We start from the raw sequence: 502 nt of genomic DNA, 5'->3' as shown, positions 1-502 counted from the left end.
GCGCGTGGCGGGGCCGATCCTGCGCGCGCGCAGCGGCCAGCGCCTCGGCGTGATGGACATCGGCGCGCTGCAGTGGCGCTTTCAACTCACCGGCAAGCTGTCGCGCATCGACCTGAAACTGCGCGACGGCGTCGACCGCGCCACGTTCGGGCGCGCGCTGGCGGCGGAGCTGGAGCGCGATTATCCCGGCCGCTTCACGGTCGGCCGGCCGGGCGACGCCAACCAGGAAAGCCGCAGCAATAACCTCAGCCGCGCGTACCGGGTGAACCTGACGGTGCTGGCGCTGGTCGCCCTGTTCACCGGCGCATTCCTCGTGTTTTCCACGCAGGCGCTGTCCGTACTGCGCCGGCGCGGGCAGTTCGCGCTGCTGCGCGTGCTCGGCCTGGAACGGCGTGCGCTGCTGCGCCAGGTGCTGCTGGAAGGCGCGACCCTGGGCGTGCTCGGCGCCCTGCTCGGCATCGCGGCGGGCTATGGCCTCGCGGCGGCCGCGTTGTCCCTGTTC

Annotated in this window: 1 protein-coding gene; it reads left to right on the top strand. The window is 72.7% G+C overall.

Features of this window, described 5'->3' with window-relative positions:
- Nucleotides 1-502: ABC transporter permease (locus ACEN88_RS34020; RefSeq protein ID WP_413346783.1), on the top strand; the 502-nt coding region annotated here is incomplete at both ends.

The sequence above is a fragment of the Massilia sp. CT11-108 genome (genome assembly GCF_047302915.1).
Taxonomy (GTDB): domain Bacteria; phylum Pseudomonadota; class Gammaproteobacteria; order Burkholderiales; family Burkholderiaceae_D; genus Telluria; species Telluria orientalis.
The sequence above is the reverse complement of the archived record's forward strand: the minus strand, read 5'-3'. Positions and strand labels throughout refer to the sequence as shown.